This window comes from Halosimplex yunnanense, from assembly GCF_054504345.1.
In genome coordinates, this window is sequence record NZ_JBTJEL010000017.1 from 1 (window position 1) to 692 (window position 692).

Annotated in this window: 1 rRNA gene; it reads left to right on the forward strand. The window is 56.5% G+C overall.

Annotated features, from left to right (window positions below):
* Window positions 1–692, forward strand: a 23S ribosomal RNA gene (locus tag AB2U09_RS00105); the annotation flags it as partial.

Below are 692 nucleotides of genomic sequence, written 5' to 3' on the forward strand. Positions count from 1 at the left end.
GCAGAAGTCAAATTCTGACCGTGTAGGTCGGCGTTCTGATCGGGTGGAAGCACGGCCGAGAGTTCGTGTGGACCGATTAGAAACGAAAATCCTGGTCATAGTAGTAGCGAAAGTCGGGTGCGAATCCTGACGGCCAAAAGGGCAAGGGTTCCTCAGCACTGTTCGTCAGCTGAGGGTTAGCCGGTCCTAAGTCTCACCGTAATTCGAATGAGACGAAATGGGAAACAGGTTAATATTCCTGTGCCACCGTCCACTCAAAGTCGACGCCTTGGGGTAGACCGAGCCGGGCCATCGCCCGGTCGAACCGTCCAACTCCGTGGAAGCCGTAATGGCACGAAGCGGACGAACGGCGGGATAGAGAAATTCGGTTCAACCTGGGGCCCGTGAAAAGACGAGGACGGTGTCCGTACCGAGCACCGACACAGGTGCCCATGGCGGAGAAAGCCTAGGCCTGTCGGGATCAACCGACGTTAGGGAATTCGGCAATCTAGTCCCGTACCTTCGGAAGAAGGGATGCCTGCCTCGGGAAGAGGCAGGTCGCAGTGACTTGGAGGCTCCGACTGTCTAGTAACAACATAGGTGACCGCAAATCCGCAAGGACTCGTACGGTCACTGAATCCTGCCCAGTGCGGGTATCTGAACACCTGGTACAACAGGACGAAGGACCCGTTAACGGCGGGGGTAACTATGAC